Origin of the sequence: Pseudomonas alcaligenes (assembly GCF_041729615.1) — a bacterium.
GTDB lineage: Bacteria > Pseudomonadota > Gammaproteobacteria > Pseudomonadales > Pseudomonadaceae > Aquipseudomonas > Aquipseudomonas alcaligenes_B.
On sequence record NZ_CP154874.1, the window covers coordinates 2,148,204 to 2,172,232 of the forward strand.

28 protein-coding genes and 1 pseudogene are annotated in these 24,029 nt (G+C 54.0%); 12 read left to right on the top strand and 17 right to left on the bottom strand.

What is annotated here, in order from left to right; all coding sequences use genetic code 11:
• Positions 1-4: 4 nt before the first annotated feature.
• Genes AAG092_RS10460 through AAG092_RS10485 form a run of 6 tightly spaced genes read right to left on the bottom strand, consistent with a single transcriptional unit; the run spans position 5 to position 3,602 of the window.
• Positions 5-511, bottom strand: coding sequence for a cyclin-dependent kinase inhibitor 3 family protein (locus AAG092_RS10460; protein WP_373386584.1), 507 nt, complete (start codon positions 509-511; stop codon positions 5-7).
• Positions 512-524: 13 nt separating this feature from the next.
• A complete protein-coding gene (gene arsH / locus AAG092_RS10465; protein WP_373386585.1) occupies positions 525-1,241 on the bottom strand; it encodes an arsenical resistance protein ArsH in 717 nt (238 codons plus the stop codon).
• A 4-nt stretch (positions 1,242-1,245) separates the two neighbouring features.
• On the bottom strand, positions 1,246-2,307 hold the full coding sequence (gene arsB / locus AAG092_RS10470; protein WP_373386586.1) for an ACR3 family arsenite efflux transporter: 1,062 nt from the start codon (positions 2,305-2,307) through the stop codon (positions 1,246-1,248).
• Positions 2,308-2,323: 16 nt separating this feature from the next.
• Positions 2,324-2,794, bottom strand: coding sequence for an arsenate reductase ArsC (locus AAG092_RS10475; protein ID WP_373386587.1), 471 nt, complete (start codon positions 2,792-2,794; stop codon positions 2,324-2,326).
• A gap of 29 nt (positions 2,795-2,823) precedes the next feature.
• The gene (locus AAG092_RS10480; RefSeq protein WP_373386588.1) at positions 2,824-3,180 is read right to left on the bottom strand and encodes a metalloregulator ArsR/SmtB family transcription factor; all 357 of its coding nucleotides are present in this window, start codon (positions 3,178-3,180) and stop codon (positions 2,824-2,826) included.
• Positions 3,181-3,188: 8 nt separating this feature from the next.
• Complete coding sequence (locus AAG092_RS10485) at positions 3,189-3,602, bottom strand: arsenate reductase ArsC (protein ID WP_373386589.1); 414 nt, start codon at positions 3,600-3,602, stop codon at positions 3,189-3,191.
• Positions 3,603-3,866: 264 nt separating this feature from the next.
• On the opposite strand from AAG092_RS10485, the gene AAG092_RS10490 reads away from it, so the two are divergent.
• The gene (locus AAG092_RS10490) at positions 3,867-4,139 is read left to right on the top strand and encodes a hypothetical protein (RefSeq protein ID WP_373386590.1); all 273 of its coding nucleotides are present in this window, start codon (positions 3,867-3,869) and stop codon (positions 4,137-4,139) included.
• 642 nt (positions 4,140-4,781) lie between these two features.
• Here the strand turns inward: AAG092_RS10490 and AAG092_RS10495 are convergent.
• The 6 genes and pseudogenes from AAG092_RS10495 to AAG092_RS10520 all read right to left on the bottom strand — a co-directional run bounded on the left by AAG092_RS10495 (position 4,782) and on the right by AAG092_RS10520 (position 11,144).
• Positions 4,782-5,744: an SdiA-regulated domain-containing protein gene (locus tag AAG092_RS10495; protein ID WP_373386591.1), complete on the bottom strand. Its 963-nt coding sequence runs from the start codon at positions 5,742-5,744 to the stop codon at positions 4,782-4,784.
• A 45-nt stretch (positions 5,745-5,789) separates the two neighbouring features.
• Positions 5,790-6,142: pseudogene (locus AAG092_RS10500) on the bottom strand (TraR/DksA family transcriptional regulator).
• 5 nt (positions 6,143-6,147) lie between these two features.
• Positions 6,148-6,999, bottom strand: a complete 852-nt coding sequence (locus AAG092_RS10505; RefSeq protein WP_373386593.1) for a universal stress protein — start codon at positions 6,997-6,999, stop codon at positions 6,148-6,150.
• Positions 7,000-7,013: 14 nt separating this feature from the next.
• Complete coding sequence (locus tag AAG092_RS10510; RefSeq protein ID WP_003090759.1) at positions 7,014-8,501, bottom strand: SulP family inorganic anion transporter; 1,488 nt, start codon at positions 8,499-8,501, stop codon at positions 7,014-7,016.
• A 530-nt stretch (positions 8,502-9,031) separates the two neighbouring features.
• The gene (locus tag AAG092_RS10515) at positions 9,032-10,027 is read right to left on the bottom strand and encodes an ATPase (protein WP_373386595.1); all 996 of its coding nucleotides are present in this window, start codon (positions 10,025-10,027) and stop codon (positions 9,032-9,034) included.
• Positions 10,028-10,085: 58 nt separating this feature from the next.
• On the bottom strand, positions 10,086-11,144 hold the full coding sequence (locus tag AAG092_RS10520) for a phospholipase D family protein (RefSeq protein WP_373386596.1): 1,059 nt from the start codon (positions 11,142-11,144) through the stop codon (positions 10,086-10,088).
• 57 nt (positions 11,145-11,201) lie between these two features.
• Here AAG092_RS10520 and AAG092_RS10525 point away from each other — a divergent pair, with 57 nt between their 5' ends.
• The 4 genes from AAG092_RS10525 (at position 11,202) to AAG092_RS10540 (ending at position 14,761) form a co-directional block, all read left to right on the top strand.
• Complete coding sequence (locus AAG092_RS10525; RefSeq protein WP_373386597.1) at positions 11,202-11,957, top strand: NYN domain-containing protein; 756 nt, start codon at positions 11,202-11,204, stop codon at positions 11,955-11,957.
• Between the two features lie 31 nt (positions 11,958-11,988).
• Positions 11,989-12,828 (top strand): hypothetical protein, encoded by an 840-nt coding sequence (locus AAG092_RS10530; RefSeq protein ID WP_373386598.1) that lies wholly within the window; start codon positions 11,989-11,991, stop codon positions 12,826-12,828.
• Between the two features lie 207 nt (positions 12,829-13,035).
• Positions 13,036-13,656, top strand: coding sequence for a hypothetical protein (locus AAG092_RS10535; RefSeq protein WP_373386599.1), 621 nt, complete (start codon positions 13,036-13,038; stop codon positions 13,654-13,656).
• On the top strand, positions 13,649-14,761 hold the full coding sequence (locus AAG092_RS10540) for an ImmA/IrrE family metallo-endopeptidase (RefSeq protein ID WP_373386600.1): 1,113 nt from the start codon (positions 13,649-13,651) through the stop codon (positions 14,759-14,761). Before AAG092_RS10535 ends, AAG092_RS10540 begins: the two co-directional genes overlap by 8 nt.
• 142 nt (positions 14,762-14,903) lie before the next feature.
• Here the strand turns inward: AAG092_RS10540 and AAG092_RS10545 are convergent, their stop codons facing one another.
• A complete protein-coding gene (locus AAG092_RS10545; protein WP_373386601.1) occupies positions 14,904-15,698 on the bottom strand; it encodes a pentapeptide repeat-containing protein in 795 nt (264 codons plus the stop codon).
• 170 nt (positions 15,699-15,868) lie between these two features.
• Here AAG092_RS10545 and AAG092_RS10550 point away from each other — a divergent pair, with 170 nt between their 5' ends.
• Positions 15,869-16,102: an ATP-binding protein gene (locus AAG092_RS10550; protein ID WP_373386602.1), complete on the top strand. Its 234-nt coding sequence runs from the start codon at positions 15,869-15,871 to the stop codon at positions 16,100-16,102.
• Between the two features lie 53 nt (positions 16,103-16,155).
• Here AAG092_RS10550 and AAG092_RS10555 read toward each other — a convergent pair whose 3' ends face one another.
• Positions 16,156-16,455 (bottom strand): helix-turn-helix domain-containing protein, encoded by a 300-nt coding sequence (locus AAG092_RS10555; RefSeq protein WP_373386603.1) that lies wholly within the window; start codon positions 16,453-16,455, stop codon positions 16,156-16,158.
• Positions 16,456-16,750: 295 nt separating this feature from the next.
• On the opposite strand from AAG092_RS10555, the gene AAG092_RS10560 reads away from it, so the two are divergent.
• Positions 16,751-17,245, top strand: coding sequence for a hypothetical protein (locus AAG092_RS10560; protein WP_373386604.1), 495 nt, complete (start codon positions 16,751-16,753; stop codon positions 17,243-17,245).
• Positions 17,246-17,738: 493 nt separating this feature from the next.
• On the opposite strand, the gene AAG092_RS10565 is transcribed toward AAG092_RS10560, so the two are convergent.
• Together AAG092_RS10565 and AAG092_RS10570 are read right to left on the bottom strand one after the other, a co-directional pair.
• Entirely contained in the window at positions 17,739-18,014 is a 276-nt protein-coding gene (locus tag AAG092_RS10565) for a hypothetical protein (protein WP_373386606.1), read from the bottom strand.
• Positions 18,015-18,039: 25 nt separating this feature from the next.
• Positions 18,040-18,612 (bottom strand): transglutaminase domain-containing protein, encoded by a 573-nt coding sequence (locus AAG092_RS10570; protein WP_373386607.1) that lies wholly within the window; start codon positions 18,610-18,612, stop codon positions 18,040-18,042.
• A 253-nt stretch (positions 18,613-18,865) separates the two neighbouring features.
• Here AAG092_RS10570 and AAG092_RS10575 point away from each other — a divergent pair, with 253 nt between their 5' ends.
• The 5 genes from AAG092_RS10575 (at position 18,866) to AAG092_RS10595 (ending at position 23,524) form a co-directional block, all read left to right on the top strand.
• Positions 18,866-19,465, top strand: a complete 600-nt coding sequence (locus AAG092_RS10575) for a hypothetical protein (protein WP_373386608.1) — start codon at positions 18,866-18,868, stop codon at positions 19,463-19,465.
• Between the two features lie 126 nt (positions 19,466-19,591).
• Complete coding sequence (locus tag AAG092_RS10580) at positions 19,592-19,894, top strand: hypothetical protein (RefSeq protein WP_373386609.1); 303 nt, start codon at positions 19,592-19,594, stop codon at positions 19,892-19,894.
• A gap of 490 nt (positions 19,895-20,384) precedes the next feature.
• Positions 20,385-20,684, top strand: coding sequence for a hypothetical protein (locus AAG092_RS10585; RefSeq protein ID WP_373386610.1), 300 nt, complete (start codon positions 20,385-20,387; stop codon positions 20,682-20,684).
• Positions 20,685-20,900: 216 nt separating this feature from the next.
• Positions 20,901-21,833: a hypothetical protein gene (locus tag AAG092_RS10590; RefSeq protein WP_373386611.1), complete on the top strand. Its 933-nt coding sequence runs from the start codon at positions 20,901-20,903 to the stop codon at positions 21,831-21,833.
• 830 nt (positions 21,834-22,663) lie between these two features.
• A complete protein-coding gene (locus tag AAG092_RS10595) occupies positions 22,664-23,524 on the top strand; it encodes a hypothetical protein (protein ID WP_373386613.1) in 861 nt (286 codons plus the stop codon).
• A 143-nt stretch (positions 23,525-23,667) separates the two neighbouring features.
• Here the strand turns inward: AAG092_RS10595 and AAG092_RS10600 are convergent, their stop codons facing one another.
• Positions 23,668-24,027 (bottom strand): hypothetical protein, encoded by a 360-nt coding sequence (locus tag AAG092_RS10600; RefSeq protein WP_373386614.1) that lies wholly within the window; start codon positions 24,025-24,027, stop codon positions 23,668-23,670.
• Between the last annotated feature and the right edge of the window lie 2 nt (positions 24,028-24,029).

Here is a 24,029-nt window from a genome sequence, read left to right on the forward strand (position 1 = left end):
GCAATTACGACTTGGCGTTGTCGAACTGGCTGATGTAGTTGATATGCGCCGGATGCTGAATTGCACGGGGGCGCAGCGCCTGCACCTCACTGACCGCCGCGCGGAATGGGACGCCGCACTCGATCAGCAGCTGTGCGGTAATCAGGCCGGTACGACCCGAACCGCCTTTGCAGTGAATGGCGATGTTCTTGCCTTCAGTGAGCAGTTGCTTGATCCGCTCGCGATTGGCGTCCCACGCCGCCTGGAACGGCTCGCCGGGGGCCTGGTCGTCCTCCACTGGCAGGTGGAACCACTCGATGTCGCGCTGCTGACACTGCCCAGGCAGATTCTCGACTTCGTTCTGGGTCAGCTCTTCGGTGGGCATCAGGGTCAGCAAGGCTGAAGCACCTGCCTCTTTGAGAGTGTCCAGCGCCTCAGCGACTGATGTGTCCTTGGTGCCAGGGCACGGCGTGAAGATCAGTTGGCCCTTGATCTGCTCGGAGTTCAGCACGGAATACGGATGTTGTTGCACGATCAAAAATCCTTCAGATGGAACGTTGATTAACGCGTTTGGAGAGTTCTTCCGCCGATTCCTTGCGCTCGGAATAGCGGTCAACCAGGTAGTCGGAGCGCTCACGCAGCAGCAGAGTGAACTTCACCAGCTCTTCCATTACGTCCACTACGCGGTCATAGAAAGCCGATGGTTTCATCCGACCTGCTGCATCGAACTCCAGGTAGGCCTTCGGTACGGACGACTGGTTGGGGATGGTGAACATGCGCATCCAGCGACCTAGCACACGTAGCTGGTTGACCACGTTGAAGGACTGCGAACCACCGCAGACTTGCATCACCGCCAGGGTCTTGCCTTGGGTCGGGCGTACCGCCCCCATGGCCAGCGGAACCCAGTCGATCTGCGTCTTGAACACTCCGGTCATCGAGCCGTGTCGTTCGGGCGAGCACCAGACCTGGCCTTCCGACCACTGCATCAACTCGCGCAGTTCCTGCACCTTGGGATGGCTGTCTGGAGCATCGTCCGGCAGTGGCAGGCCAGACGGATTGAATATCCGCGTTTCGGCACCGAAGTGCTCCAGCAGGCGCGCCGCTTCCTCGGTCAGCAAGCGACTGAACGAGCGTTCGCGGGTTGATCCGTAGAGCAGCAGGATGCGCGGTTTGTGTGTGATCGTAAGCGGACTGCCGAGCTTATCGAGGGTGGGCAAGTCGACCAGTTCGGCATCGAGATTGGGGATGTGTTCCTCGGACATATGTTTACTCCTGAGCCACTGCTGCGCGAGGCTGGTCGAACCAGCGGCGTTTAAGCCAAAGGGCTACGCCGACCAAGGCGATCAGCACTGGCACTTCAACTAACGGGCCGATCACCGTGGCAAAAGCCACTGGCGAAGCCAGGCCGAAGGTAGCAATGGCTACAGCAATGGCGAGTTCAAAGTTGTTGCTGGCGGCAGTAAAGGCCAGCGCGGTCGTGCGTGGGTAATCAGCCTCCAGCAGCTTGCCCATCCAGAAGCTGATGAAGAACATCACCACGAAGTAGATGGTCAGCGGGATGGCGATACGCAACACATCCAACGGCAGTTGCAGCACCATGTCGCCCTTGAGGCTGAACATCGCTACGATAGTCAGCAGCAGCGCCACCAGTGTTAGCGGGCTGATACGCGGGATAAAACGCTGGTTGAACCACTCCTCGCCTTTGCGGCTGATCAGGATCTTGCGCGTCAGGAAGCCCGCCAGGAACGGAATGCCGAGGTAGATCAGCACGGACTCGGCGATGCTGACAAAGCTCACATCGATCACGCTGCCCTGTAGGCCGAATAAGGGTGGCAGCAGGCCCAGAAATATCCAGGCATATACGCTGAAGAACAGGATCTGGAAGATGCTGTTGAACGCAACCAGACCGGCGACGTACTGGTTGTTACCGCCTGCGATCTGATTCCAAACCAGTACCATGGCGATGCAGCGAGCCAGACCGATCAGAATCAGGCCGGTCATGTACTCCGGTTGATCACGCAGGAAGATCACGGCCAGCGCAAACATCAGTACCGGGCCGATCACCCAGTTCTGGATCAGCGACAGCGCGAGAATGCGCTTGTCCTTGAATACCTCAGGCAGCTCTTCGTACCTGACCTTGGCCAGCGGTGGGTACATCATCACGATCAGGCCAATGGCAATCGGGATATTGGTCGAACCTATCGACAGACTGTTGAGCCAGACCGGCAGGCCTTCGAACAGGCTGCCCAGGCTGACACCAATCGCCATGGCGAGAAATATCCAGAGCGTCAGGTAACGATCCAAAAATGACAGTCGGCTTTTGCTCATCGTCATGTCTCCAGGGTCAAAGCGTGCCAATCAAGGCCAACTCAGCCTTGAGTTGCTCGGCATCCATCTGCTTGAGCGGTAAAGCCAGGAAGGCTTCAATACGGGTTCTGATCTGATCCAGGGTGGCGGCAAAAGCGGCCTCGATCTCGTCGTCACTGCCCTGGTATTCCGACGGATCAGCCAGTCCCCAGTGAGCCTTGGTTGAGGGGCCGAAAAACACCGGGCAGGCTTCGCCAGCAGCCTTGTCGCAGACCGTGATCACGAAGTCAGGGGCTAGGCCCTCGTGAACATCGCTGGATTTGCTGAAGAGCCCTGCGGTCGAGATGCCGGCGCTTTTCAGCGTTTTCAGGCTCAGTGGATGCACGATACCTTTCGGCTGACTACCGGCGCTGTAGGCTTGCACTCCTGGTGGTGCCAAGTGATTGAACACAGCCTCGCAAAGAATGCTGCGGCAGCTGTTGGCAGTGCATAGAAACAAAATCTTCATCAGGCTATCTCGTTAAGGCTGAGCACGGCTCAGCAGCAGGCGGCAAGGCGCTGCGGGCGGTCGCCCATCACATCGAGGCGTTTGGCATCCGGGCTGAGCCAATGCTGATTGGCATCCAGAGTGGTTTTCAGAACGGCAATCACCCAATCCGGCAAGCTGGGATGCAGGCGGTAATACACCCACTGACCTTGCCGGCGATCTTCCAGCAGACCGCAGTTGCGCAGTTGCGCCAGATGGCGGGAAACCTTCGGCTGACTTTCATCAAGCGCACAGGTCAGCTCACAGACACACAGCTCTTCCTCGCGGGTGATAAGCAGCATCAGGCGAACGCGAGTGTCGTCAGCCAGGCATTTGAATACGGTGGTCGGGGTCAGATGGTCAGCCATGGGAGGTCTCAACGTTTGGTTTTCACCAGCACGAACATCTTGATGCGCTCGTGTATCTCGTGAAGGGTGTGGCGGAATGCGTCAGGCTTGGTGCTGGTCACCGGGTCTTCAAAGTTCCAGGCCAGTACCTCGCCTGCGCCGGGAAGGGCATGACACTCCAGCGACGATTTATCGCACAGTGTGATGACGTATTCGAAACGCTCGCCGGCAAACTCATCGATGGACTTGCTATGCAGTCCATCGGTGTTCACGCCCAGATGCTCAAGTGCATCCAGGGTGCGCGGATCGACTTCGCCGGGCTCGGTGCCGGCGCTGAATGCCTCGAAGCGTTCCGAGTCAGTGTGTCGCAGCAGCGCTTCAGCCAGCTGCGAGCGAGCTGCGTTAGCCACACAAACGAACAACACGCGGGTCTTGTAAGCCATTGCCAAGTCTCGAACTGAATATGGTTTAGCGAATATACGTTTTATCGAATATTCAGTAAAGCAACACCGGAGACTATGAGGTAAACCACACATTCATGGGGCTGAAATTGGTCAAATCTGCGGTAGGTGCTAACAGGCAGATCGAAACATGCGCCCGTCTAGCCGTGAAACATCTGGTTACTCGCATATCCGCATCTTGTAACTTTTTCGTCATCTAAAGGGCTTTAGGCTCTGTCGCACCTCAACCCCAGCAGGAACCTTGCGATGAAAAAACTAACTTTGACTGCAATGCTGTTGACCAGCCTGTTTGCCAGCGCCACCTTCGCCAGCCAGTACGACAAGCCTGGCTTTGTCACTGAGATCGAAGATGGTCGCCTGTGGGTATTCCGCGAAGGCTCCAAGGAGCTGGAAGAGTTCAAGAAAACTGGGGAGCCGGCCAAGCAGTTCACCGACATCGGCACAGGCCCGGAGGGCATGACCGTCAAATCTGCTGACGAGGCGACCCTGAAGGACTACCTGCAATCGCTGAAGAAGTAACCAGAACCAATAAGTCGAGTGCTCAAAAAGGGTATTCATCTGCTGTTCGCTGCCGCCTTCGGGCGGCTTTCTTTTTGGCGTACAGTTGAAATCTCTGTCACGCCGGCAACTGGGCTACTTGCAGCAATCGCTCTTGAGGCTGTAACGCTTTTCAGTCGCCTGGATAAACGGGTTCATCGTAGATGTAGCAGACACGCTGCCCAAGTCATGCCTGCGGAAACGGCTTCTCCTGCCGAATCGTGTCCTCGATGGTAGATTCACCTCGATCATTACTTCGTTCCCAGTGGCTGGCTCAAGCAATAGATCCCAAAGCACTTGGAGCTGATCGAGATCATTGAGGCCCGTGCACAGCTGACGCTGGCTGCTGCCTTTCAGCAGCATAAGGCTTAGGGGCACTGGTCAGGGCCTTTGGCGATAACCAGGAGCCCGACCACGATCAATCCCGCACCGGCCAGCACCCACCAACAAAGCCGAGCGCTATCTCCGTTTTGATGTTGGACACTGCAAGTCAGCTAGTTCGGTAAAGTACGCCGAATGCAGTTTTTCTGTGTGACCGAGAGCCCCGGAGCTGCGAATGGCTTGTGAGCAGCGCCAAGGGTCGACGCGCTCAATAAGTACACGTGAAAGCAGCTTAATGGCTGGTCAATCTGTCTTGCGGCTAAAGCGATAGAACAGGTTCGGCTCGCTGACCACGTACAAATACCCTGCATTGTCGATGGTTACGCCTTCAGCTTGTGGTATGCCTTTCAGCAAACCAGCAACCCCCCTCGCCAAGGAGCGGAAACTCACCACCTTGCCCTCATCGGTCATTTCAATCAGCAGTTTCGACTCATCACTCAGTAAAATCAGATGACCGCTCTGTTGGTCGAAGACAACCGAAGATAGGTCAGTGGCAAACACCTTGTCTTTCACCAGACTAGATAGGTCGCGGACATGCAGGGAAAGCTCCCCTGCCAGGCTGGAACGAAGACCGCTCACCTCCAACAATTGGCGAGGGTCGCGCTCCTTGGTCACAAACAGGCGGTCGCCTTTCAGGTCGTAGGCGAGCCCCTCCAGGCCTTTGTTGTCTTCCTTGCCAAGCGCCAGGGTCAGCGCTGGATACTGGTCTCGGCTCAATGGTCGATCAGGAGAAAGCTTACCGTCTTCGTCGATGGGGACATCCACGATAACCAGGCTCTGCCGCCGCTCTTCGGCAATGACCAGTTGACCGTTGCCGGCATAGGACACCGCTTCCACGTCGTGGAAGCCATCCAGGCTGTAACGGCGCTCCACGTCACCGTCACGGCTGAGGGCCAGCAGCTCGTTCGGGCCATTGGTAACCGCCCACAGCAGGTTTAGGTCAGGATCGAAGGTCAGCCCCGAAAGGTTGTTGTCCACACCGGGAACCGCCTTAGCATCCAGCTCAACCCGATAGCCAGGCAGCCACACAGAGCGCTCCTGCCAATCGTCAGTGTGCCAGTAGGTCTTTATCCAGAAGTACAAACGATCATCAAGGTGGTGTGTACGGATTTGAAATACGGCGAGCAACACAAGGCATAGCAGCGCCCACATCCACACACTTTTTCTCCGTGTGCTGCCCAGCAAGTTTTTAGCCATCAAATACATTAGAAGCCTCGTTAATTGGGACAGCCGTCACCAGTCGTGATGGTTTCACCCCGACTCAGCGCGGCTGGCACAGGTGATACACAACGTCGTGGCCGGATCGAACTCCAGACGGCCCGAGGCGATCAACTCGCCGCATTGGTTACACCAGCCATAGTCGCCCTCGTGCCAGCGCTTGAGGGCCAGTTGGAGGCGGACACGTTCATGCTGTGCCCGACTGCGGATGGCATCGTTCATTGCTTGCTGCTGGAGTGCATCCATCCTCGACAGACGCCCTACCTTGCTTTGATCCAGCTCTACCGACTGCGGGAGAGACTCAGCGTCTTCCAGCAGTCGGTTCAGCTCGGCAGCCCGCTGTTCGAGCAGGGCCTTGAGTGCGCAAGATTCAGGGCGTCGGCCATGGCCGTCAGCGCAGCAGCAAGAGCGGACTGGTGGTTGTGCGCAGCATGCTGGTCGTGGTGCTACCGACTAGAAACTGACGAATGCGCGAATGACCGTAGGCCCCCATGACCAGCAGATCGATACCATGCTCTTTCTGATAGGCGTGCAAGGTAGGCTCTATCTCGCCGTTCAGGGTCTCGGCACGAACAGTGAATCCGGCGTTGAGCAACACTTTCTGCGCCCAGTCCAGCTGCGCGGACGCTTCGTCGCTCACGGGCCCAACCATGACCAGGTGAATCGGGAGCCCCTTCAGTAGCGGACTGCTCGCCAGCATTTCCACACCCTTGCGGGTGGTTGCGCTGCCATCGAAGGCCAACATCGCGCTCTGCGGCTTTTGGAAGTTGGCCGGGGTGACGAGGATTGGCCGGTGCATGATACGAATCACGCTTTCCAGTTGGCTTCCGACATGCTGACTCAGGCCACCGCTAGACTCGCCCTGGCGACCGATAACCAGCAAGCGCGTTTCGCTTTGCAGCTCTTGCAAGCTCTCCAGCAAATCGCCATGTCGCTGCTTGGATTCAGGTGCGCGCACACCATTATTCACGGCCCGTTCTTTCGCGGCTGCAAGCATGATTCGCCCTTGTTCAAGAGCCAATTTACCGCGCTGTTCATCCAGCAGGGCAAGCTCGTCGAGCAGGTGCTCGCGGCTGCCAAGGCCGATGTTGCCACTCAAATCCGCTGCAACCGGGTACTGGCGCTGATCCAGCACATGCAGGAAGGTCAATGGGGCTTCCAGGCTCAGGCTGGCCCAGGCTGCGTAGTCGCAAACGGCTGGGGCCGAGGCGGAACCGTCGATACAGGCAATTACGTGGGTCATTGTCGTTCTCCTTCTTAGTGGCCCATGAGTTGATCAATGGCGTCGGGTTTATCGTGAACACCAAAGCGATCCACGATAGTGGCGCTGGCCTCGTTTAGGCCCAGCACTTCGACTTCAGTACCTTCACGGCGGAACTTAATGACTACCTTGTCCAGAGCTGCAACGGCGGTGATATCCCAGAAGTGTGCACGATTCAGGTCGATGGTTACCTTGTTCAGGGCTTCCTTGAAGTCGAAGGCTGCGACGAACTTGTCAGCCGAGCTGAAGAACACCTGACCGGTGACGTTATAGCTACGATGCTCGCCGGCTTCGTCCAGCGAAGAACTGATCGCCATGTAATGGCCAACCTTGTTGGCGAAGAACATCGCGGCCAGTAGCACGCCGGCCAACACGCCGAAGGCCAGGTTGTGGGTGGCCACCACGACCACCACGGTGACGACCATGACAATGTTGGTCGACAACGGATGCTTCTTCAGGTTGCGCAGCGAATCCCAACTGAACGTGCCGATGGACACCATGATCATCACTGCCACCAGCGCAGCCATCGGGATCTGCTTCAGCCAGTCGCCGAGGAACACCACCATCAGCAGTAGGAATACGCCTGCGGCCAGGGAGGACAGGCGAGAACGACCGCCGGATTTCACGTTGATGATCGACTGACCAATCATCGCGCAGCCGGCCATACCGCCAATCAGACCCGAAGCAATGTTGGCCACGCCCTGGCCCTTGCACTCGCGGTTCTTGTCGCTGGGGGTATCGGTCAAGTCGTCGACAATGGTCGCGGTCATCATCGACTCCAGCAGGCCAACCACGGCCAGCGCGGCGGAGTACGGGAAGATGATCGCCAGCGTCTCGAATGTCAGCGGCACGTCCGGCCACAGGAAGATCGGTAGCGTATCCGGCAGCTCTCCCATATCACCAACCGTGCGGATATCCAGCCCAACCGACATGGCGACGGCGGTCAGCACGATGATGCACACCAGCGGCGATGGGATGAGCTTGCCGATCTTGGGGACATAGGGGAACAGATAGATGATGCCGAGGCCTGCGGCTGTCATGGCGTAGACGTGCCAGGTGACATTGGTCAGCTCGGGCAGCTGAGCCATAAAGATCAGAATCGCTAGGGCATTGACGAAGCCGGTCACCACCGAGCGCGAGACGAAGCGCATCAGTGAACCGAGCTTCAGGTAGCCAGCTGCGATCTGTAACACGCCACATAGCAGTGTGGCGGCCAGCAGATATTCAAGACCGTGGTTCTTGACCAGGGTCACCATCAGCAGTGCCATGGCCCCGGTTGCTGCCGAGATCATTCCGGGGCGGCCACCGACAAAGGCGATCACCACGGCGATACAGAAGGATGCGTACAGGCCAACCTTGGGGTCGACGCCAGCAATGATCGAGAAGGCGATGGCTTCAGGAATTAGGGCCAGTGCGACCACAAGACCGGCGAGGATGTCGCCACGGATGTTGGATAACCAGGTTTGTTTTAACGAGTGGAGCATCAGAATTCCCAAGGCAATGGATCGCGCAGCACAGCATGACGCAAGCCATGTGCAGCTGATCGATACGAGGTCAAATTGTCGGATGTTGGGGCGCTGTGGCGGGTGTTGAAACCGAAGGCACAGCAGAGTGCAACCGCTGGCAGAGCAAGCAGTTACAAGTGATGCGGGGGGCGAAGCGCTATGGCGGCGTAGGCAGCCAAATCATGTTTTGCAGGGTAAGCATAAGGTCTTATCGAGAGGCTTTAGAAACCTAAACCGAGATGATTCTACAGGATTAGAGCTGTTATTGCGAATCACGCCTGGCCGGGCGTCATGCTTGGATCTCAGTCTGAGCGCCTCGCGTACTATCTCAATTGCTTGAGATGTCAGGTGAATCTTAGACCTCTACTGCTGGCAACTCGTTGCTCCTAACCAACCTCCAGCTGAGGTCGAACAGGTACAGAAGTAGGAACGTACTTGTCGCAGTCGAGTGAGGTGGGGCTCATTCGGCTGCGACATTGGATATAACACCTAGGTGTCGCTCTGGATCCTCAGACTTCCGGAGCAGGAGCCGACTCGGCATTGGCTTTAGAGGGCTGCGTAAAGCCTGGTATCACTACGAGTTGCTTCAAATCACTGACTGTCAGCTTGATGCTTTTCTGGGTGTCTGAAAGGGCAAGCTCTCCCAAGGTAAAGACACTGAAATAGCTCGCCCCCTCTACACGTAGGAGCCCATCGAGGTAGTTCCTAAAACGGTAGTTTTTCATCTGCTCGCTGAGCACATGAAGAAAGACAGGCTTTCCGTCGTTCTTGTCGATAAACCTGAACCTAAACCCGCCGCCGAGGTAGCGCTCTATCAGACCCGCACCACCGTATAAAACACGATTGGACGCACCCAATTTGCCGTAGGTAATGCGCTTGAAATACGTGGATAGAGGCATCTTCCCTAAGCCTTGCACTTGCAGTGTCAAGGCCTTGAATTCTTCATCCGAAAGCTCCTTTCGAGCCTGCCGGTAGCACTCGACTAGCCGCTCAAGATTACTAGTACGGTTGCTTCCTGAGAGGTTATCTCCTCGGTCTACACCCGTACGACGGTGTCCGTTTGTGGCATCGCCGCCCTGCGCAGTACTACCAGTTGAGGTGTGGTCTGTAGCCTGTTGTGGGTTGGGGTCAAAGGTGTCGATGTAGTCATGCAGCTTGCGCTTAGCTCGACGACGCAGAGCATCTTCCGCTGTTTCACCTGGCAGCTTGCCATCGACCTCTTTAGCCTCCTCATCAATCATCCACTCACAATCCGGGGCGTGGCTGAAATTATCGTTCGCCCGATAATGGGCGGCGCGGTAGGTGTCATTTGGGTGCTTGTCGTAGTTGACGGCAGTGATCTCAGGCTTAACCGGCAAGTCGCGGCACGACGCGTTCGAACATAAGAATTCAAAGCGACGACGAGGCTCTGGGAGCGAAAAAAACTCTCGCCTGGCTTCAGTAATGGAGAGTACTTCACCCAGTTGGACGCAGTAGGCACGCGTGATTCTTGCTTTCTTCGACATCGGAAACGCTTCCCTGATCTAAGCCAAAGTGAATTATGCCCCTTTGGAACCCCGATTCTCAGCTGGTGCTTTGCTCGTGAAGAACTCGTGCGAGCTCGGAGATATGGATACGGCGTACATACGGGTTGCCCTGAGTACTACGACTTGCCGCGTTCCAAATCGCTCGCCCGTAAGGCTGCAACTGCTGAGCCATTAATTTTCTCCCAACTGCTCCAAAAGGCCGATTGAGCAGAGTCTCCTGAGCCAAAGCCATGTCGATATGGCCTGGCCCATCAGACTCGTTCTCATACTCGAACGGTAGGCGCGAGCCGATCATGCGACAGACACCATCGACGATTACGCGGCCATTCGTGACGTAGTAAATGGCCAGATGATCCACCTCCTTCTCGTCGCTTAGGTTGATCGGCCAGGACTCGAAAGGCCACCAGTCCAAGGTGCCAGAGCTCTCTTGCTGCTTCGCTTCAAAGTTGTCACTTGCCTCAGTTGCCTCTGGGCCTACCCGCCCTCGATAAAGCAAGACATAGGCAGGTAGACCCTCAAGATCACCAGCTGAAAAGCTACGCAGATTGAACTCATCCTGCGGGTTACCGGGAAGCTCCCAGCCACGACGGTTTTGCGTCCAAATCTTGATAGCTGCCGTGATGTCGGCATCGATGATCCCCCGCACGCCATCCGACTTCCAAAGCTGATCGAACCAATTACGAGCGCCGCCAACGACCGATTCCTCCGACGTGAGTACACCAGCTTCCAACCAGTGCGCTGAACCTTGGTCGCCAAGACCGAGGCCATTATCAGATACGTTCGCTGAACCGATTAGCGCCTGACGCTCCCCAACCACGACCTTGGCATGAAGTCGGTCGCATTGGCGTATCTGAATGCGGCCACCACTACTTTCGGCAAGCTCACATAGCTCTCGAATGACGTAGGGATTTGTCCCGCCAGACATAAGGTTGCACAGGATGCGGAAGTTTTTGCTTGGCCGGCTTGATATGAGCTTCACAGCACCCTCGCCCCAGAAGGCAACGGCAAGCGAGAGGTCATGCTCATTATCGAGCAACTGTTCGAAACGCTGCTTGTAATCGTCAGGGGCAACAAAGTTCGACATTTGTCCGTTCATTCCATTTCCTTTTACTATCGATGCACGTGCCCTGCATTCACGAACAAGGATGTCCTCATGCAACAGAAGCGAATTGCTCTACTGATCGACTGCGACAACGTCAGTCATAACTCAATTGAGGGTGTGCTGGAAGAGCTCGCCAAGTACGGCATGGTGAACGTACGACATGCCCACGGAGACTGGAAGAGCGATGGGCTATCTGGGTGGGTGGAGCGACTGCATCCGTTCGCCATTCGCCCCATGCAGCAGTTCGCCTACACCAAGGGAAAGAACGCTACTGACGCGGCGATGATCATCGATGCGATGGATCTGCTCTACAGCAAAAATATCGACGCCTTTGCCCTGATGACCAGCGATAGCGACTTCACTCCACTGGCTCTACGCCTGCAAGAAAGTGGTTTCCCGGTGTATGGCTTTGGCGAGAAGAAGACACCGTCTGCATTCGTGCATGCATGCACCTCGTTTATCTACGTGGAGAACCTGGTTCGCGTCCCCGACGACGAGAAGGCGTCTACTGATGAGCAGCCGAAGAAGAAAACCCGCAATGAGCTGCGCTGCGACACATCCCTTGTTCGACTGCTTCGCAATGCCGCAGACCAGACCGCTGGTGATGATGGTTGGTCGCTACTGAGTAGGGTGTCGGACTACATACACAACAACAGCTCGTTCTCAGTTGTGAACTACGGCTACCAAAAACTGGGCGATCTGATCCGCACCTCGGAGCTGTTCGATGTGGAGATGCGCGGCACGGTGATGGTGGTTCGTACCGTTCGCAAGCCATCGCCATCTCCGGCCCCAGAGCCTACCTTATAGCCCTTGCCTGACCTCGGCACTGGAGTACGCCATGTCTGACCAAATGCACTTCACTCGCCGAACCCTGCTAGCAGCCTCAGAATTTATTGAGCGAGCAGGCACGAGCGCCAAGTTTGACCTGATGGTGCAGCGCCTCGAACTGTCTCAGTGTGTTCCCCATGGCGATAAGCAGTCGGTAGCCAAGAAGCGGTACATCTTCAACGAGGCGCTGATTGAACGAGCTAGCCAACTCATCTCGACTCGCGAAGGTCAGATGACCATTGGCGAGACGTTGATCCGCGAAGCCGTTCGGCTGATGAGCCCATCTCCGGATAGTTACCAAGAGCAAAAGGACTTTGAGCGGTGCCTGGCACTGGATGGGTTTGACGTGTCCTGGGATGAGGGTGAATGCGGGGCTGGCTCGCCACCCTGGTTGCGCCGGGGCCTGCCAGAGGTTGTGGATCTACCTGCTGGCGATGATCAGGTTCATCAGGTGCTGAAGCAGTATGGTTTTGCCAGAAGCCAAGGCCATTTGGATCAGGCTATCGATGCACATACCAGAGGCGACTGGGCTGCGGCCAACGCCCAAATCAGAACGTTCATGGAGAGTCTCTTTCTCGAAATTGCGGGGAAGGTCGATCCGAACGATCTAGTGGCCAGCCAAGGCTTGAACAACGCCTTCCAGGCATTAGCGAAACGCGAGTTCCTATCCGAACCCCGTTCTGAATGGAATCAGGACGGCAAAGGCATGCTCAATGGCTTACTCAAGATGCTGCACTCGGACGGATCGCACAAAGGTCTCTCGGATGAAGCCCATTCAACTTTCAGACTTCACGTGGCACTAGTGACAGCCAGAATGATGTTGAACCGACTTGAACAAGGCCCGTTGTGAGGCACCCTCGGTATCCCTGTCACGTCTGTAGCTCGGTAGAACTCATCCGCTTTGCAATGACCGCAAGCCTAATCAAGGTAAATCGACCGAGACGCTCCATGGGGTGGAGGATGACCTACGAAAACCTCAAGTTGACAAAAAAGGATATTTGCACAAAAATCTTGGCTGACACTATTCCGAATCTGCACGCTTCATGGAGATAAATCTATGCTTGAAATCGTTCATCCGAGCGAGCTAGAACCTAGGCTTGATGCCGAGTACGTCAGTGTTGTGTGCAACGAGGCGTTAGAGGCTGCCTACATGGCAATTGACGCAGCGTCAACGGATGACGATACCAACTGGACTAAGGGGACTCTGCCATACGGACGTGTCCACGGGCGATTTATTCGCATGGGGAGGGATAAAGATATCCCGTGGTTCCAGCTCACGAATAAGACCATGGACTTTACTCCTAGCATCAACGGGGTCTTGATCCAGGTTGTAATGGATGACCCACATGAGAGAAAAAAGTCTCACCGGCTTGCGCAGAATGGGGTCGAGCGTTACCAAGCGAGTCTTCTCGGATTGGCAAGTGACCGGAACCTCACTTGGCGCCTCTACATCGACAGCGATTTGAACCCGGATGGGATAAAGCTCAGAGCGACAATTATGGGTTTTGATTCGAACCTGAACGTTGTATGCGAATGGGTTCACGATTACGTACCGCTGGACTCGGTTCGTACGCTTGAACTGCCGCTTGAAGTGGAAATCTCGGAACCACTCCCTCAACGGCGCAACAAAGATGCCGAGCAAGGCAAACTAGATGACACTGACGTGAAAGATGAGTAACAGCACAGGTTTTTTGCCCCTAGGCGATGAGTTTTCGCCCGACAAACTCCGGCTCGCAAGATGCGCGACCGGACTGTCGCTGGCTGACATTGGCGAAAAGCTGGACGTCACAAGACAGTACGCGCACAAGCTCGAAGTGAACGCAATTCCCTCCCCACAACAGCTCAAAGTGTTGAGTGAAATCCTGGGTGTACAGGAGCACTTTTTCTTCACGCCTAGGCGTAGCTCCGTTGAGCTGGAGCAGTGCCATTTCCGAAGCCTGAGATCTTCGACTCAGACTCTGAAGAAGACCATTGCCGCCCAAGTTGAGATGTTCGAGTTGCTGGTAGACGAGCTCGATAAGGAGATCGCCTTTCCGGCTGTAGACTTCAAGGCATTCGATGGTGCGATTGATGACCCTCGCAAGATCGAGCAGGTCGCCGAGAAGTTTCGGCGCGAGCAGGGCTTAGGTCTTGGGCCTATTTCTAGCGTGACAAAGCTGGCCGAGAAGATTGGCGTTCTTGTTGTTGATTTGAATGCTGCTGATGAGAAGATTGATGCTTTTTCGCTCTACAACAAGCGGCCACTGATCGTTCGTAGTACCGCTAAAGTGAGCCCTGGAAGACAGCGTTTCGATCTGGCTCATGAGTTGGGACATCTTGTCATGCATCAGGGAATAGAGACCGGCTGTCGTCTTACTGAAGAGCAGGCGAACCAGTTCGCCAGCGCATTCTTAATGCCTCGCGCTAGCTTTGCTGCTGAGTTTCCGGCAATGCGAGGCCGCTATCTCAACTGGTCTGCGCTCAAGGAGTTGAAGCTTCGCTGGAAGGTCAGCTTCAAGGCGTTGATCTACCGAGCGCGCAGCCTCGATCTTTTAACAGCCGAGCAAGCGAAATCAGGTTTCACCCACCTGAGTAGGAAGGGCTTCACGAAGGAGGAGGATTTCGACGAGCTGATCCCAATGGAATCTCCAGCTCTCGTTCAGCGCGCTATCGATCTACTGGATTATTCGACCTGGCGGCGAATCCTGGGGGACTCAGGGCTGACCAGCAGCCTAGTTACTGACCGGTTTCTGCTCAAAGTTCCGTCATCGCCACTTCGGCTTGTGGGCCGCGAGGCGGGGTGAGCGATGAGACATTGTGGCTAGTATTTCAGCAGATCTGCTTGTCCGGTCAGACTATCGAGGGCACTAGGTTCGTAAGCAATTCGACAATGTTTGGAGTGCACGCCGAATAAACGGCGTGCAATACCCCTTGATTCAGCAGCAGCTATACAACCGCCCACTCCTCACTGGAAACATTGCCCGCGTGATAAGCCCCTTTCGCCTCGGTAAATGAACAATCGTATGTGTTAGCGTTTCTGAGGTCTGTCCCTTCCAAGAGTGCTCCATGGAACAAGGAACTTCGGAAATAGCAACCTCGTAAGTCAGCGCCGCGAAGATCTGCATGAGAGAAGTCGGCTTTGAAACAGTTAGCACCTGGGCGCGCAATGGGATCTACCGTCACCGAGTAGATTTTCACATTGCGGAAGTCTACTGCCTTAAATTTAGTTACATCCAATAACCACAGCGAGTGAATTAAGGCTCCCGGAGCAACAAGATTGCTGAAGTCCGGTAGCGTCAATTTGCCAAGTCTCAGATACAAGTTATTGAGCAACAGATCACTAAAGTGGAAGCCACTAAAGTCGATATTTCTTCGCGCGGCTGCCTGAGCCAGAGGCACCTGATCCCGAAAGCATTCTAAAAGGGCGTCAAGCTGGCGTTCGTGACGGCTACGCCTGAATCCTCCAGCAAAAGGCTCAGACCAATAGCCCCGAGAGGTGCAGCGGGCGATGTATCGTGCCGTCAGTTCCTCGCTCTTCTGGATGTCTTCAAATTTATCGTAACCGTATCCTTGAGCCACCACTCGTTGGCATAGGGTTAGAGTGGGTTCTCCTTTGTACGTTACACCGCTGTCTTGTAAGCAGTCCCATGCGCGCCGTGATTTTACTTTTAGATCGCGCAGCAAAAGTTTGGCGTCTGATTTAACGAGCTTGATAGCCGGAGTATCGGGGAGCTTTGGCATGACCAATCCTCAACAAATCAACGTTGTGCCCTAGTAGTTCGTTGACGATGAAGATGGTTATCGAGGGGGGTGTAAACAAATAACGGTGCTGGGGCTTTACCTAGGGCAGCACGCCTCCGTCATGGCGCCAAGCTAGCTTGATAAATTTGACTGTTAGAGTCAAGCGAGCGGTGGCCGAAGCCCCGGCACCGCACAAAAACGTGGTGCTGATTGGCAAGCAGAGCACCGACAAGACGTACCTGGCCACCGCGCTGGCCGAATCAGCCATCATCACGCACGGCAAGCGCATGTGCCTCTACCCCTCGGTTTACCTGGTCAATCACCTGAAGCGCGAAAAGCACGACGGCAAAGCCGGATGGATAGCAGAGCCACTGCTGCGCATAGATTTGCTCATCCTCAATTAGAGCGTGTTCTGCAACACCAAGTAGTGAACGTAGAGTCATCGAGGAGCTTGAAATCAAGACTCCTCCGCGATGACATCCATCACTCGCTTCCTACCTTTGGTACTCAGCGCACTGAACTGCCGTAGTAGTTCAGCCTCCTCGTCCTGAACGGCATAGAAGTAGGCTGCCGGCAGGCCAAGCGTCTGCGCGATCCTCTCGACTAGCTCCAAGTCGGGGGCACGCTTGCCCAGCTCGTAGCGATTCATCCGGGTACTGGCGGAGGCTGGCTCCAGGCCGATACGCAGGCCGAGCTGTTCCTGGGACAGCCCCGCTCGCAGTCGCGCTTCTTTGAGTCTCTTCGACAGAGTGGACATGACGTTCTTTGGTGTCGGCAAAGAACGAGATCGTCCGGTGTTAACGCATCTCAAATACTACCGTATCGGTAGTATTGGCTGTAATCTAGCCACTGCAAGGGATCTACCTGCCTCGCCTGAAGATTAATCACGAAGGCACGCTGCTTCGGTCGTTACCTCCAGCTTTGGTTGGACAGAGCCTTGCTAAACCAGGTCAATTTTCTCGCTGGCACGTCAGATTGAAGCAGCATCCATTAAGACATGTAGCGACTTTCGTTAACTGGAAAGTTATGAATTAAAAGGCTAAGGAGCCGAAATGAAGAATGGGCGAGTAATTAAAGGGCAGATGCAATCTACAGGAGCCAATATTACGAACTACATGGGTAATGAATATGTGCATGTCACAATGATTCACGATGACGGGAAAATTGAACAATTAAAGTCCGTAACTGTACCATCAGTAGTTGGCGCCTTTTTTCATGCCGGCGTGAAAGGTGAGTTCTATTTTCACTATCACGGCAAAAGAAATACACTGCTTGCAATGAAGTCAAATGGAAGGTCAATATTTTCACTTGACGATGCTAAGCGAGTCTGGCGCCACCATATCCAGATACACGGAATAATGCTATTTATTGCGGCATTTTTTCTATTAATCCTGATATTAGACAACGTACTTGAGTCCGCTGGCCTTACCCCTTTCGCCCTAGTGGCGTTCCTAATAATGGCGTTTTTCACTTTCAAAACACGCATAGGCGCCCGTTACCTACGACCAAAGAACGCTGAAAAACTTATACGTGACCTTGGCTTCTAGTTAGCCGCAGAAACTATCCACCTGCCAAATTGACACCAAATTTCCGTATTGCTGTTCGTCTAGGTGTTTGAGCTAGTGGCTAAACCTCAGAAACTTCGATGCCACTGGTATCGGAGTTTCTGATCTTCAACAGTCGTTACTCAAATGGATGAGCAGTCAGTACAAGAAACTTGATTAAACTACTCCACCATATGCTACGGTGGGAATGAGCAGTAGAGGGCTAGTTCAAGCAGTTACTGTTCCTGCTTGTGGTTGATGGCGTGTTTGGCATTGAGGGATAGATATGTGTTCAATCAAGCTTGAAATTCCAAACGCCTACGCTGAAGCACTGCTGCATTTTTTGCAAAAAATTAACGCTCGGGTGAATCGCCCCTGGTTTCGTAACTCCCCCGCCATGAGGCCGCCGTGCAGCGACCCACGGTTTCATAGAGGACATCTTTTAGCACTTGGTTCAATAAAGGGGCAGAGCTTCAGCACACCAGGGGGCTCATAGCTAAAAAAAGCGGCGCTTGTCGCGATGGTAGAACTTGAACGCAAGGGCCCAGAACGAAATCAGCGCAATGAGTGCGACCTTGTCGTAGCGTTTCATCAGCTTCGGAATGACGGCTTGCTCCAGCCCAGCGAGCGGGCCAGAGAAGTGAAGCCGGGACACATAGAACTCGCCCACCAAGCTGATGCCCACAAAGAAAACGACGCCCAGAATGAGGGCCACTTGGGTTCGCTTCGAAAGCGCGATCACATACAAAATTTCGGTTAAGTAGTCCTTCACAGCACCCTCCTTGGTAAGCCAGTTGCTATTGTTGCTGTAGTGCACGTGCCTGATGGGACAACCCCCCCAGAAGCCCATAAATCTGGTCATCCGTGAGGGCGAATTTGGGAACAAATTCCATCCCAGGCGGTAGCTGGTGGGGGTAGCACATGAAAGCACCTTTTCCGGCACCGAAGTACCTCAGGATGTAGTCGCTGAGCCGATTCGGCTGCGCGAGCTCGTAGGCAGTCCGGAAGATCGACAGATCGCAGATGCTTTCTCCGATCATCACCCAGGCGTGCCCATCCCAGGTAGCGTCGACGATCTCATCATCATGCGTTGGGCGGGGCAGATTGTCGTAGCAGCGGAAAACATGCTTTCCGTCGATCAAGAGGTCACCCAGGATGACTACAGCAGGCACCTCACTGGCCCGCAGAGCTGCAACGAAGCCCGCACTGATCATTACGCAGTGGCCCGCCGCACGGGGAATCGAGGCGAGGGTTCGCGTTGCCGTTTCAGCAATCAGCTCCAGGTCACTCTCCTGATAGCTTGCGTAGTCCGCGTAGGCCTCTTGGCCTAGGTCGCGAATGATGATGTCGCGAAGCAGCGTAGCGGTCATGTCTCTTCCTTGGTGAGTTGGCGTTCAGGCATGGGGTCGCCGTTGCCGGAGACCGGCCCCATCGCAGAGCCATTTCAACGCACCCAAAACATGAAATCAAGCTTTCGCGCACAATATCGTTGCCTTATGCGTAGACATGGATAATCATGACTTCAACCAATAGATAGCAATGGGGTGAGCAATGGCATTCCGAGCGGACGAATCAGCAGAACGCAATTACGAAGACGCAGAGCGCTATCTGGTGCCTCCGTCCATGTACGCGAATGACGTAGAGAGACGGCGCGCCAAGGATGCGCTTCGTGACATCGTCGAAGAGCTTGGGCCAGTGGTGGATGCATACCCATCCTGGCACCCCCTGGTCAGTAACTATGAGGGGCGCGAAGCTGCAACCCGGCCTGGTCGCGGTTGCGGCTATGACGGCTTAGACCACACGAAGCACTTCGCCCATGGCTTCATCACATGCCCCTATAACAATGGGCAAGCAGTGATCGATTCCGTCAAGGCTCTTCCTCGCAGCAATGCCGCATTCATTACCGCAGAGCGGTTGGATGTGAAGTTTTACCACCCCGATACCACGGCCATTTTAGTGCGATGCCAATGGCACAAGGATTTGATCGACCACATGATTCCCATCTCGCTGGCCATGCCTTTGCTGCTCGAAAAAGAGCTACCTCGTTGGCACACATCAGAGGTCGGGGAGACGTGGGAAACCATGCGCGGTTACTTCCTCGGAAAGCCTTACGGCAGTCGTTCGTCGCTGTTCGTGAGCCAGGACACCGGACAGAAAATGAAGAAGATCTGGGAAGCGCTGATCTACACGGGGATGTACGGCCCAATCATGGTGGACGGTTGATGAAACCAGCATCGTAGGTGCGGTAAAAACCGCAGCCGCCCCCAACTGATGTGCACACCGGGCCTTGAAATGATGGCACTTAGTCACCATAGATCCTATCTCCAACACTCAGAAAGGATGCGTAACATGGCAAAAATTGCTAAGGGTGATCTCAAGTACAGCGACTACAGCTGGAAGGCCGTACCCGGAGATGATCCCAACAAGACCAAAGAGGATGCAGATCGTTTCAGTCGGAAGGAGGGGTACGAAGTCCTCCATCTACTGAATTCACTGAAATCCGCCGAGGGAGGTGAGCTTGCCCTACGCACCCTCCAGGTTTGCGAGTGGATGCTCCATGAGCATCTGCCTTCCGATGTACAGGGTCGCCAGAAAGTTAAGGGGTGGATCGGGAAAAATTACCCCGTCTTATCTAAAAAGTATCCGTTCTGAACCTTAGCTCCGCTCGTAAGGGCGGGCCAATCTGCGGCATCTTGTCTCTCTGCGCTAGTGTGCCGAGAGACAAGATGGCTATATAGGCTTTGTCCATTCCCACCAGATAGACACATACCGGACAACTACCTAGGCTGAGTTGCCGCGCTCCAAGGAGGGGCTTGTTTTGACTGGGACTACGATTGTTGAGCGCGTTCTCTGCGTAGTAGACAGGTGCCTGAGAAGCACGTTTCCCGATGACTACTACAAACGCTGTATGTACGCGTCGTTTGGTGTACACCAGCTGCTCCAGGCTCGGGGTTACAGCCCTGTAATCGTAGGCGGAAATTTTGGAGCTTTTGTTGTATCGCGAGATAAATCCATAGCTTCGATCCAGGGGTACGCGTCTGACTCTGGCGAGCACTCCCACTACTGGATCGAGCTAGACGGTTCCATCATCGACCTGGGTACTTACTACTTGCCAGTAGAGTCCAGCTTTCAGGCTTGCGAGATGCCCGTGGTGTTTTGGAGTACGAGTTACCCATTACCAAAAGGGCTGATGTATAGCCCAACTGCCCGCTATCCCTCGTCGGATATCTCACAGCTGTCGCCGCATATCATGGAAAAGATGGAGCCTTTTCTTGCTGCATGCCACGCAAAAATGGCTAAACCACTAACCAAGTCGAAAATTGGAAAGTGGCTCGTCACTACTCCCTTATCCATCCAAAAGGCAGCCCAAAAAGGTGATCCATGGGCACAGGCAATTATTCAGTACGAGTTCATGCCGGCAGAACAATTTGTCATTGGATGAGCGGATCAGTGTAGATGGTGAATCTTTTGGGGCAGAGATTTAGTTTAATTTTCAGTTGTCATATAGGGGCATCGACATATCAGATGCTTTGTCATGTGTGATTTTGTTAAATCAAAAAATTGAACAGATGTTGCTCTATGCGCGATTCAAAACTTGGCTTTCAATGTGGCCATTACAAGCACATCAGAAAAAGATTAATAAGCAAGCCGAGAAAATATGAGCAAGAGAAGAAAAAAGAGATCTAACAAAGTCTCAAGACCGCATCGCGATCAATCTAAAAGTCGATTTCACAGCCTTAGAGCTAAAATTAAAAAGCCTTGGCTAATCGCGTCTTCAATTGTTGCCTTTATATTAGCGGCAATAAATTACTCTCAGCCATGGATCATGTCTTACCTAGACGGGAAGATCTTTGGAGGTCTTTCATTGTATCTGCATAGTGAAAAGCTGGAGAGGGACGAACCGACCTACATTTTCTTTACTGCGCCGCCCAACTCGCGGGAAATTCGGGCTCTGTTACCGGTAGAGAGTTCAGTACTGAATACCTCCATGCAGCCTGAGAAAAAAGTTACCCTTTCTATACGGTATCCCAAGCAAAGCAATCGGGAGATGATTCCCGAAAAATTCATCAGGCACAAGGGCGCAATGCTCGCTGACGATGTAGTTCATGAGACCAATTCAGATAACAGCTATTCGTTATCGATTTATCGAGCTAATTTTCTGGCGACTGACGATAGAATAGGTTTCCCTGATGCCTCTTTTATTATTCCATTGCCGCAAGATAACAACCTACCGACCACATCAATACCTTCACAAGGCTTAGATGTCGAGTTCACTGCATACAGCGAATCCCGGAAGCCAGAAGAGTGGCAGGTAAGGTATCGAGCAGTAGAAGCCAGAAATATAAATGAAATGACTTGGTGGGTTGGCAGTAGCTATAAGCCACATATTGCTAGGGTTTTACGAGAGCGACTTGGCTTTTGGCGTTATTTTTACGGATGGGCAACATCAAAAGAAACCACTGTTTATTTCTTTTCGCCTGAGTTTAGTTACCTGCGAGGCCTATCAATATATTCCCCGACAGATTGGCCAAAAGCCTACAAGGGCTTTAAATTTAGCCCATATGAAAGGGAACATATTTTCGGTATCTAACGTACGACTCTCAGCGAGTAACTGTATTCAGTCAAGAGTCCACGCAGTTTGGTTTCAAACTCGATTTCGCGCTTGATCTTTTCGTCGCCTTTGAGAGCTCCAAGGCGCTTTTTTGCTCGGCGATCTAGCGCATGACGAAACCAAATGGCCCATGTCTGAAGAAGACGCGTTAGGCATCTTTTCTCTGGTGTCGCTTGTGCACCGCAAGCTTGATTGCGTCCAAGCGATTGCAAGCCAATAGGCCTACCTTGGTAAACCCAGAGTCTAGCTGAGGTGGCCACTTAACGGCCTGAAGGGGGGGTAAACTAAGTAGCCAGAAACAAGGAGGCCCCGCAGAGCGGGGCCATCACATAACCTAGTCTCGTCACCGCTTCGTGTAGCGCGGGAGTGGAGGTTCCTAGGGCTGCAAAAAGATAATAGCGAAACGCCCTAGCGTAGTCAATTCCCATGTTGGGATCTGAAGCCCAAGTGGGGGATTGAATCAGTCCCTTAGCTGAAGCCAGCATGGTCACACGTTCGTAGTGCTTTGGTGCCCTCCTGCGGGAGATCTGAGCGCTAGAAATGACGAGGCCCCGCAGAGCGGGGCCATCATTTAACCTAGTCTCGTCACCGCTTCGTGTCGCACGGGAGTGGAGGTTCCTAGGGCTGCAATTTCAACTTAGCACGGTCGAGCGAGCCGTCTCAATACCCAAAACGGGATTTGAACCATGGATGACACGCGGGCCATGACCGTCATAGATGTCGCGATGCCATTTTGCCTTTGACGCGACCATACCGCGATGTACCATCCGCGCATGCAAGCAAATCTAGTTTATGGAGCGTGGCGGTAGATGGTATGGCAAACCCTGGAGGCGAAGCTCTCCACTCCAAGAATGAACCGCTACCTCAAGGGATACCAGGGCAAACAAGACCTGGCTGCACAGGCATACGTGCATAACATGCGCCTCGCTGAGTCGCTAGTTTCAGTCTTCCATGTGCTTGAGGTCGGGCTGCGTAACGGGATTCAGCGGGAAATGGCTCGTGAGTACAAGCGAGACGACTGGTACGAAGAGCTTAATAACACGGGAAATGCCGATCTTCAGGGGAGCTACACCAAAGTTAATGAAGCCCACTCAACGCTGAAAAAGCGCGGAGTGAAAGTGACCCCGGATGACATTGTCGCAGAGTTAAGTTTTGGGTTCTGGACAACCTTGTTTAACCGAGGTGCGTTTCCGGCTATATCCAAACCCTTGATGCGCGTATTTCACTTTAGTCCAAAAAGTACGAAACCCGACCTTATTCGCAGTCGCCTGAACAAGGCACGAGATCTTCGCAACCGCTGCTTTCATCATGAACCATTACTCTGGCAGCCACTTTTCGAATTGCACAGAGACATCACGGAGGTCATCAAGTGGATTGACCCCGATCTTTGCACCTGGATCAAAGGGCACGACCGTTTACCGGCAACATTGATTGATTGGCAAAACTGGCGAGCAGAAGCCAGCAAGGCAAAGGATGTGCCCGCTGCTGAGCAAAATAAAGCCGAAGATCATGCTACGGAGAAGGCCTCGCAAGAGGTTGATAGCAAGCACACCCAGGCTACCCCTGAAATCGCAATAAACAAGCCTGAATCACAATCCGAAGCAAAGAGCGATATTGCCGCACGGCCTGTGCTGAAGCTCAAGCGCAGTCAACCTCCAGCTGGCAACTAACCCAGTCAGCGTCAAGATAAGCCGTGCGACCGTCACAAGCGAGAATAGTCGTCGGCAGGAGCCATACCGCCCATGGATTTCCCTTGTGCAGCGCAAGCTTGATGGCGTCCTAACGGCTGGGGCCAGTAGATTCTCCCATGGACTTAAACTCCAAAATCAATCTGAGCCCTGAGCTTGCGCAAATCTGATGGGACAAGATGAAATGGAAGGTCGGCCAAGAGGAGAAATGACAGTCGCTTTTTGATCTGTCGCAACACACAAAAGTGAATCCGATTCATGGTGCGGTGAGCGCCGAGTAATGGCCGCTCACCGGATTCAATGTTTGCGAACAGAACGCCTGCGAGCTGAGCCAAGCCTTCCACACTTACAAGGCCAGGTAGCTCGCCAATAAGAACCTGACTCAGTAATGCATCCAGGTGACCACAGATCATTTGCTCCAGCCTCTGTGCACCGTATGCCGCCAGCACTGCTGACCACATAATCCTTTCTTGTTCCCGCGTCATAT

Bases quoted from the DNA above. Each gene is read 5' to 3' on its own strand.
- arsH (WP_373386585.1), bottom strand. From the start codon at position 1,241: ATGTCCGAGGAACACATCCCCAATCTCGATGCCGAACTGGTCGACTTG.
- arsB (WP_373386586.1), bottom strand. From the start codon at position 2,307: ATGAGCAAAAGCCGACTGTCATTTTTGGATCGTTACCTGACGCTCTGG.
- AAG092_RS10475 (WP_373386587.1), bottom strand. From the start codon at position 2,794: ATGAAGATTTTGTTTCTATGCACTGCCAACAGCTGCCGCAGCATTCTT.
- AAG092_RS10480 (WP_373386588.1), bottom strand. From the start codon at position 3,180: ATGGCTGACCATCTGACCCCGACCACCGTATTCAAATGCCTGGCTGAC.
- AAG092_RS10485 (WP_373386589.1), bottom strand. From the start codon at position 3,602: ATGGCTTACAAGACCCGCGTGTTGTTCGTTTGTGTGGCTAACGCAGCT.
- AAG092_RS10490 (WP_373386590.1), top strand. From the start codon at position 3,867: ATGAAAAAACTAACTTTGACTGCAATGCTGTTGACCAGCCTGTTTGCC.
- AAG092_RS10495 (WP_373386591.1), bottom strand. From the start codon at position 5,744: ATGTATTTGATGGCTAAAAACTTGCTGGGCAGCACACGGAGAAAAAGT.
- AAG092_RS10505 (WP_373386593.1), bottom strand. From the start codon at position 6,999: ATGACCCACGTAATTGCCTGTATCGACGGTTCCGCCTCGGCCCCAGCC.
- AAG092_RS10510 (WP_003090759.1), bottom strand. From the start codon at position 8,501: ATGCTCCACTCGTTAAAACAAACCTGGTTATCCAACATCCGTGGCGAC.
- AAG092_RS10515 (WP_373386595.1), bottom strand. From the start codon at position 10,027: ATGTCGAAGAAAGCAAGAATCACGCGTGCCTACTGCGTCCAACTGGGT.
- AAG092_RS10520 (WP_373386596.1), bottom strand. From the start codon at position 11,144: ATGAACGGACAAATGTCGAACTTTGTTGCCCCTGACGATTACAAGCAG.
- AAG092_RS10525 (WP_373386597.1), top strand. From the start codon at position 11,202: ATGCAACAGAAGCGAATTGCTCTACTGATCGACTGCGACAACGTCAGT.
- AAG092_RS10530 (WP_373386598.1), top strand. From the start codon at position 11,989: ATGTCTGACCAAATGCACTTCACTCGCCGAACCCTGCTAGCAGCCTCA.
- AAG092_RS10535 (WP_373386599.1), top strand. From the start codon at position 13,036: ATGCTTGAAATCGTTCATCCGAGCGAGCTAGAACCTAGGCTTGATGCC.
- AAG092_RS10540 (WP_373386600.1), top strand. From the start codon at position 13,649: ATGAGTAACAGCACAGGTTTTTTGCCCCTAGGCGATGAGTTTTCGCCC.
- AAG092_RS10545 (WP_373386601.1), bottom strand. From the start codon at position 15,698: ATGCCAAAGCTCCCCGATACTCCGGCTATCAAGCTCGTTAAATCAGAC.
- AAG092_RS10555 (WP_373386603.1), bottom strand. From the start codon at position 16,455: ATGTCCACTCTGTCGAAGAGACTCAAAGAAGCGCGACTGCGAGCGGGG.
- AAG092_RS10560 (WP_373386604.1), top strand. From the start codon at position 16,751: ATGAAGAATGGGCGAGTAATTAAAGGGCAGATGCAATCTACAGGAGCC.
- AAG092_RS10570 (WP_373386607.1), bottom strand. From the start codon at position 18,612: ATGACCGCTACGCTGCTTCGCGACATCATCATTCGCGACCTAGGCCAA.
- AAG092_RS10575 (WP_373386608.1), top strand. From the start codon at position 18,866: ATGTACGCGAATGACGTAGAGAGACGGCGCGCCAAGGATGCGCTTCGT.
- AAG092_RS10580 (WP_373386609.1), top strand. From the start codon at position 19,592: ATGGCAAAAATTGCTAAGGGTGATCTCAAGTACAGCGACTACAGCTGG.
- AAG092_RS10585 (WP_373386610.1), top strand. From the start codon at position 20,385: ATGCCCGTGGTGTTTTGGAGTACGAGTTACCCATTACCAAAAGGGCTG.
- AAG092_RS10590 (WP_373386611.1), top strand. From the start codon at position 20,901: ATGAGCAAGAGAAGAAAAAAGAGATCTAACAAAGTCTCAAGACCGCAT.
- AAG092_RS10595 (WP_373386613.1), top strand. From the start codon at position 22,664: ATGGTATGGCAAACCCTGGAGGCGAAGCTCTCCACTCCAAGAATGAAC.
- AAG092_RS10600 (WP_373386614.1), bottom strand. From the start codon at position 24,027: ATGACGCGGGAACAAGAAAGGATTATGTGGTCAGCAGTGCTGGCGGCA.